The sequence below is a fragment of the Larkinella harenae genome (assembly GCF_054780515.1).
Map to the genome: position 1 here is coordinate 177,741 of NZ_BAAGWE010000008.1, position 8,015 is coordinate 185,755.

Here is an 8,015-nt window from a genome sequence, read left to right on the forward strand (position 1 = left end):
ATGGTTGGGTATAGCACGGAGGTGCCCCTGCCAATAGCAAGCCTTTAATCAAGGACGCTGGCCTGCATCAATTCTTCATCCAGGGGCTGCATCAATTCCCTGATTTCTGTTTTGGTCAGTTCCGGATCAATCCAACGACGTTCTTCTTCGTGCGTCAGCATCAACGGCATCCGCTTTTTGGTATTATGGATGTATTCCATGCGCGGATTGGCCTTCGTGGTTACGATGGAGAACGTGGGCTGGCCGTTCCAGATGGAATAAATGCATCCCAGCGCAAACGGTTGGCCATCCGACAAAGTAATAAAATACGGAATCTTCTGTTTGCCTTCGTGCCGCCATTCGTAAAAACCGTCAATGAGTAAAAGACAACGCTGGTTGCTAATGCTGTCCCGGAAAGACGGTTTCTCAAAAATCGTATCCTCGCGGGCGTTGAGCGTCATTTTGGCGAGTTCGCCAGCTTTATCCTCGCGGGCCCAGGTTGGGATGAGCCCCCACTGGAAAAGCTGAATTTCGGATGGGTTTTCCTGGGTGATGACAGGCAATCTGGGATGGGCAAAGCCGGAGCTTTTTGCTGCCGGTTGGTAAGTTTCATCTTTCGGATAATCAGCCTTGTACAGCTTGGCTAATTTTCCCAATTCAGAAATTGCTTTGACGGAGTAACACATAGAACGCCATTGAGGTTGGTGACCTAACAAGTTACTATATTTTAAAAATAGGCGGTAATAGGCGGTCGGATTGTTACGGAATGGCCCTAAAAACCTTATTTAGTACCGTCTTTTGCAGAAAGAGGCCCCTTAAAAATATAGTTAAAAATTAGGATCGATTTTTGTTAATTATACTCAATTATCGGACATTTATAAAAACGTACAGCATCGTCAGGTTTCATACGGGTTAAGAATTTTAAAACCATCTATGAAAGTATTTATTACCGCGCTATTCGCCGTATTTTGGGTGGTTCAGTTGGCTGTAGCTCAGAATAATGCTGTTCGATTCAAGCATATTACAACGCAGAATGGACTCTCTCAAAGTAATGTAACCTGTATTTTGCAGGATAAGAGAGGGTTTATGTGGTTTGGAACGCAGGATGGGCTCAACCTTTACGATGGCAATTCATTTACGGTTTATCGCAACGATGAAAACCGTCCGAGCAGCCTGAGCGACGATTTTATCCGGTCGTTGTATGAAGATCGCAAAGGGCGTCTTTGGATTGGTACCGATAACGGGGGATTGTGCCTTTTTGATAAATCAACCGGCGGTTTCGTTATTTACAGGCACGCCAAAGATAAGCGCAATAGTTTGAGCAGTGACCGCGTAACGGCGATTGCGGAGGATGCGCGCGGGAATCTGTGGGTAGGTACGGATGGTGGTTTGAACCGGTTTAATCCCGCTAAGGGGTCGTTTACCCGGTACACCAACCAGACCGGTGTTCCGACCAGCCTGAGTAATGATCGGGTTCGGGATGTGCTCGTCGACCGAAAAGGCCAGGTCTGGGTGGCCACCTTCGGCGGGGGCGTCAACCGGATGGATTTGTCAACCAATACCTTTCGGCAATTCAAAAACATCCCAACCGTTGAGAATTCGCTGAGTCATAACAATGTCAAAAAACTGTTTGAAGATGCTCAGGGACAACTCTGGATCGCTACGGAAGGCGGAGGGCTGAATCTGCTGAAAAGTGATCAGCAAACCTTCACTCGGTTTCTGAACAACCCGGCCGTTCCAACTTCAATCGGGCACAATGATTTAAATACACTCGGAGAAGATTCAAAAGGAAATCTGTGGATTGGTACGGAAAATGGCGGAATGAGCGTGCTGAACAAAGACCGTACCGGATTCACACGGTATCTCTACGATGAAAACAACCCGTATGGACTCAACGACCGGAGCGTTAATGCGGTTTATCAGGACCGAAGCGGAAATATGTGGTTCGGTACGTATAATGGTGGCGTTAATTTCCTGGATCATGAACCGGTTAAGTTTGCGCTTTACGAGAAAAAGACCAATGACCCCAACAGCCTGAATAACAACAATGTAATGTCACTGACGCAGGATCGTCAGGGCAATTTATGGCTGGGCACGGATGGAGGTGGCTTGAATGTATTGATGAAGGCTACCAACCGGTTTGCGTACTACAAAAACAATCCGGCTGATCCGAAAAGTCTGGGAAGTAATTTCGTGATGAGTGTTTTTCAGGATAGTGATGGGGATATCTGGGTCGGAACGTACAAGGGCGGCCTTAGCCTCAAGCAACAAGGCACCAACCATTTTTTCAACTACAGGCCCACCAATGATATCAACGGGCTGAGCCACGAAACCATTTGTACCATCACGGAAGGAAAAAAAGGAGAAATCTGGCTGGGAACACTGGGGGCCGGAATCAGCCGATACGATAAAAAGACCCGTAAATTTACTCATTTTCGCCCGAATCCCGCCCGCCCGGGTGCCATTAGCGAAGGCTACAACAGTGCCATCTTGTACGATCGAAAAGGGCAGCTATGGATTGGTAATGAGGGCGGAGGCTTAAATCTGTTTCACCCCACAACCGGCACGTTTACTACCTACCTGCATAATTCAAAAATACCCGGGAGTTTGAGCCACAACCTGGTAGTGAGCTTGTACGAAGACGATGCAGGCCAGTTGTGGGTAGGTACCAATGGCGGACTCAATCGGTTTAATCCCAAAAATCAGACCTTTACAACCTTCCGGCAGAAACACGGTTTGCCGAATGAGATCATTCAAGCCATCACGAGTGATACGCAAGGCAATATTTGGGTAAGCACCAACAAAGGACTGTCGAAGCTCAATTCCAAAACGAAAACGTTCCGGAATTTTGATGTAGGGGATGGTTTACAGCGCAATCACTTCAACCGGATGGCGGTTTTCAACGACAAGCAGGGAAAGCTGTATTTTGGGGGTATCAAAGGAATGAACGCGTTTTACCCGGACAGCTTACGGGATAACCCCTATGTTCCGCCAGTGTTTATTACCAAATTTATGCTGTTTGGGAAACCGGTGATGACGAAGGAAAACAAAATCACCCTTTCGCACGAAGAATCGACGATTGCGTTTGAGTTTGCGGCTTTGAACTATTCACTGCCCGAGAAAAATCAATACGCTTACATGCTCGAAGGATTTGATGATGACTGGATTATAAAGACCAATAGCCGGACGGCGGCCTACACGAATCTGGACCCGGGTTTGTATACATTCCGGGTGATGGCTTCCAACAATGATGGCGTCTGGAACCGGCACGGAGACTCATTTCGGGTGATCATAAAACCGCCATTCTGGCAAACCTGGTGGTTTGGCACCCTGATTGCCATTGCCTTTTTAGCGAGTCCGAACGTGATTTACCGCTGGCGAACCCGGTCGTTGCAGGCGCAGAAGAAGAAACTGGAAGAAACGGTCAGTGAGCGCACCGCCGAAGTTTATTTCCAGAAGGAAGAGCTGAAGACCCAATCCGAACACCTGCAGGCCCTGATCGAAGAACTGCATGAACAACGGCTTCAGGAACAGCTGGCGAAGGAAGAAGCCGAGAAGGCGAATCAGGCCAAAAGTGTGTTTCTGGCCACCATGAGCCACGAAATCCGTACGCCGATGAACGGTGTGCTGGGGATGACGTATCTGCTTCAGGAAACCGAATTGTCGGAGGAACAGCACGAGTATGTCGATACGATTTACCAATGCGGAACCAATTTACTGGGCGTTATCAACGACATTCTGGACTTCTCCAAAATTGAGTCTGGCAGCCTGGAACTGGAGCTGGGCGATATTGATCTGCTGCATTGCGTTGAGGATGTGCTCGACATGTTTGCCGGAAAGGCCGCCGAAAGTGGCCTGGATCTGGTGTATCAATTTGAACATCACGTGCCCATGACGGTGGTAGGCGATGCCTTGCGGCTTCGACAAATCCTGATCAACCTGGTGGGAAATGCCGTTAAATTTACCCACAAGGGAGAGGTTTTTGTCCGGGTTGATGTTCAGAAGTACCACAACGACCGGGAACTGGATCTCATTTTTCAGGTGCGGGATACAGGAATTGGCATTTCGGAGGACAAGCTCCAGCGGCTTTTCAAGGCTTTTTCGCAGGGCGACTCGTCGATGACCCGGAAATACGGCGGAACCGGTCTGGGATTGGCCATCAGCGAGCGGTTGGTTAAACTCATGGCGGGCGATATCTGGGTAGAAAGCCAGGAAGGCCGGGGAACGACCTTCTCGTTTACGGTCCGGTGCCAAACGAGCCAGCAGGCTAAACGTCATTATGTATTGTTTAACACCACCGAAAACGCCGGAAAACGGGTACTGGTGGTGGACGATAACCAGACTAATCTGACAATTCTGAAAACGCAGCTGGAGCAGTGGAAGTTGGTGCCTACCATTGCATCGTCGGGGCCGCAGGCACTGGCGCTGCTGGGGGCCAGTGCTCCGTTTCAGCTCGTGGTTACGGATATGCAAATGCCCGGCATGAACGGAGTGGAGTTGGCGCGTAGCATCCGGGACCAGTATCCGCGATTGCCCATCATTCTGCTCAGTTCGGTGGGCGAAGAAACCCGTAAGGCGTACCATGACTTGTTTTCCGCTATTCTGACCAAACCTATTCACCAGCAGCAGCTCTTTGATCTGGTACAACGGCAACTAAAGCAGACCGAAGAAATGCCGGTTGCTGCGCCCCGGCCAACGCAGCACGCCTTGTCGGAGGATTTTGCCCGGGAGCACCCGCTCACAATCTTAATTGCCGAAGACTACCTGGCTAATCAAAAACTGATTCAAAACATATTGAATAAACTGGGCTATGAACCGCACTTGGCTCAAAACGGGGTGGAAGTGCTGAATATGCTGAAAGAACGGCCGTATGACGCCATCTTGATGGACGTTCAGATGCCGGAGATGAACGGACTAGACGCAACCCGTCAAATTCGCCAGCAACCGGGTTCGCAGCCGATCATCATTGCCATGACGGCAAACGCGATGAAAGAGGACCAGGAAGAGTGTTTGCAGGCGGGTATGAACGATTACATTTCAAAACCCATTTCGCTAAACATCCTGAAGGATGCCCTGGAACGGGCGTCGATTCAGCGGAGGCAGCAGGCGTAGCGCCTGATTGGCAGCTGATGCTGCCGTGGCCAGCTCAACTGGTTTCTGAAAGCTACTGATCATTTCCCAGCTTCTTAATTCGCACCTCCTGGCCCGGTACCAAATTGCAGAATAACCGTATGTATGGGATCGGTTTCTTCTATTTTAGCAAGCCCGCAGGCTAGGTTCAGGGGTTTTATCTGCTTTTTATTTCCTTTCCTTGCAGTGCTTATTGGACTGCATTTCAACACGAAGAAACTTCGCAAGGGGCATCAGAATCCTGATAATAGATTTTAGCTATACGAGTATAGAATTAATCGATTATGATTATTTTTTTTTACAACATAATTTTATCGCGCTGCAAAAGATCAGTTGCAGGCACGTATAGCTTTAACACATAAACTCATGGAAAAGGAAAAAGGATCAAATGATCTCAGCAAATGCCCCTTCCACAACGGTACCCTAACCCACAATGTGGGTGGTGGTGGCACCAGAAACCGTGACTGGTGGCCCAATCAGTTGAAGTTAACCATCCTGCGTCAGCATTCGTCCTTATCCAACCCGATGGATGAAGAGTTCGACTATGCCGAAGCTTTTAAAAGCCTCGACCTGGAAGCTGTCAAAAAAGATCTGCATGACCTCATGACCGACTCCCAGGACTGGTGGCCGGCTGACTTCGGGCATTACGGTCCCCTGTTCATTCGCATGGCCTGGCACAGTGCCGGTACCTATCGGGTATTTGATGGCCGGGGTGGGGCCGGTGCAGGGCAGCAGCGGTTTGCCCCGCTCAATAGCTGGCCCGACAACGTCAGCCTCGATAAAGCCCGTCGGTTGCTCTGGCCGATCAAACAGAAATATGGCCGCAAAATTTCGTGGGCGGATTTGCTGATCCTGACCGGTAATGTGGCCCTGGAATCGATGGGTTTTAAAACATTCGGTTTTGCCGGTGGCCGCGCCGATGTTTGGGAACCCGATGAGGATGTATACTGGGGTTCTGAAACCACCTGGTTGGGCAACGAACACCGGTATTCAAAAGGAGTTCCGGGGGTTGCAGCGCATGGCGTCGTAAGTTCGGATGAAGATGCCGATGGCAAAATCCATTCACGTGACCTGGAAGAACCGTTGGCCGCGGCTCACATGGGGCTAATTTACGTAAACCCGGAAGGACCCGACGGAAACCCTGATCCGATTGCTGCTGCCAAAGACATCCGGGTTACCTTCGGCCGGATGGCCATGAATGACGAAGAAACCGTTGCTTTGATCGCCGGTGGCCACAGTTTCGGTAAAACCCACGGCGCGGCTCCCTCCGAACATGTAGGCAAAGAGCCCGAAGCGGCCGATCTGGAATTGCAGGGCCTGGGCTGGGCCAACAGCTATGGTTCTGGTAGAGGAGCTGACACCATTACCAGCGGGCTGGAAGTCATCTGGACAAAAACACCCACCCAATGGAGTAATAACTTCTTCGAAAACCTGTTTGGCTTTGAGTGGGAATTAACCAAAAGCCCGGGCGGAGCGCACCAGTGGGTGGCCAAGGACGCCGACGGTATCATTCCGGATGCGTATGATAGTACCAAGAAGCACGCGCCCACCATGCTGACAACCGATCTGGCCTTGCGGTTCGATCCGGCTTACGAAAAAATATCCCGGCGCTTTCTGGAAGACCCTGACGCGTTTGCTGATGCGTTTGCCCGGGCGTGGTTTAAACTGACGCACCGCGATATGGGGCCTCGCGCCCGCTACCTCGGACCAGATGTGCCGGAAGAGGTGCTGCTTTGGCAGGATCCGATCCCGGCGGTTGATCACGCGTTGGTTGACGAAAATGATTTCGAAGCGCTGAAGGCAAAGGTGCAGGAATCCGGTTTGAGCGTGTCTGAGCTGGTTGCGACAGCCTGGGCTTCGGCTTCGACGTTCCGCGGATCTGACAAACGCGGGGGAGCAAATGGTGCCCGCATTCGGCTGGCTCCTCAGCGGTATTGGCGGGTCAATAATCCAACGCAGCTACAACGGGTTTTGAGTACGCTGGAACGGATCCAGAATGAGTTCAACGGTGCGCAGGCTGACGGGAAAAAAGTTTCACTGGCAGATTTGATCGTGCTGGCGGGTTGCGCTGGCGTTGAAAAAGCGGCAAAGGACGCGGGCCGTTCGATTACCGTTCCGTTTACACCGGGCCGGATGGATGCTTCGCAGGACCAAACCGATGTTGAATCGGTTGGGTATCTGGAGCCCGTTGCCGATGGTTTCCGCAATTACCGTCAGGCCAGCTATTCCGTATCCACCGAGGAGCTGTTGATTGATAAAGCTCAGTTGCTCACCTTAACCACACCCGAATTAACCGTGCTGGTAGGGGGAATGCGTGTGTTGAATACCAATTTTGATGGCTCCGGAGATGGTGTTTTCACCGACCGGCCCGGTCAGCTTACCAACGATTTCTTTGTAAACCTGCTGGATATGAGCACCGCCTGGAAGGCAATATCGGCCGATAGGGAGCTTTACCAAGGCCGTGACCGGGCAACTGGTGACGTAAAATGGACCGCTACCCGCGCCGACCTCGTGTTCGGCTCCAACGCCGAACTGCGGGCAATTGCGGAAGTGTACGGCAGCGCCGATGGCCAGGATAAATTTGTCAACGATTTTGTGGCCGCCTGGAATAAAGTAATGAATCTGGACCGATTTGATTTGGCCTGATGGTTCATACTGAGGGCACCTTTGGCTTTTCTGTCGGTGCCTTAAGTATGCTTTTTTATACAAGAGCCGGCTTAAGTCATTTGAGCCGGCTCCTGATTGAAGACCCATTTAGAAAAGGGATCAAGAGCAAAAATTGGGGGGAAGTTAGGCATAAAGTTTGGTCAATCGGAACAGAAAGAAAGCAATGTCTCTGACTCCTCTGGATGATGCCCGAAATGCCTTGATTTTCGCGTTGAAGGATTCCGCCGAGGCATTGGTAC

General features: G+C 50.7%; 4 protein-coding genes. 2 read left to right on the top strand and 2 right to left on the bottom strand.

Going from position 1 to position 8,015, the window contains the following annotated elements:
- Positions 1–44: 44 nt before the first annotated feature.
- Positions 45–665, bottom strand: a complete 621-nt coding sequence (locus ACYVH9_RS26830; protein ID WP_460639513.1) for an SOS response-associated peptidase — start codon at positions 663–665, stop codon at positions 45–47.
- 247 nt (positions 666–912) lie between these two features.
- Between ACYVH9_RS26830 and ACYVH9_RS26835 the strand changes: the two genes are divergently transcribed.
- Together ACYVH9_RS26835 and katG are read left to right on the top strand one after the other, a co-directional pair.
- The gene (locus ACYVH9_RS26835) at positions 913–5,091 is read left to right on the top strand and encodes a hybrid sensor histidine kinase/response regulator (protein ID WP_460639514.1); all 4,179 of its coding nucleotides are present in this window, start codon (positions 913–915) and stop codon (positions 5,089–5,091) included.
- 384 nt (positions 5,092–5,475) lie between these two features.
- Positions 5,476–7,755: a catalase/peroxidase HPI gene (gene katG / locus ACYVH9_RS26840; protein WP_460639515.1), complete on the top strand. Its 2,280-nt coding sequence runs from the start codon at positions 5,476–5,478 to the stop codon at positions 7,753–7,755.
- Between the two features lie 144 nt (positions 7,756–7,899).
- On the opposite strand, the gene ACYVH9_RS26845 is transcribed toward katG, so the two are convergent.
- A partial coding sequence (locus ACYVH9_RS26845; protein ID WP_460639520.1) for a transposase occupies positions 7,900–8,015 on the bottom strand: 116 nt, incomplete at its 5' end.

Excerpts from the sequence above, each read along its gene's own strand:
- ACYVH9_RS26830 (WP_460639513.1), bottom strand. The coding sequence starts at position 665 with ATGTGTTACTCCGTCAAAGCAATTTCTGAATTGGGAAAATTAGCCAAG.
- ACYVH9_RS26835 (WP_460639514.1), top strand. The coding sequence starts at position 913 with ATGAAAGTATTTATTACCGCGCTATTCGCCGTATTTTGGGTGGTTCAG.
- katG (WP_460639515.1), top strand. The coding sequence starts at position 5,476 with ATGGAAAAGGAAAAAGGATCAAATGATCTCAGCAAATGCCCCTTCCAC.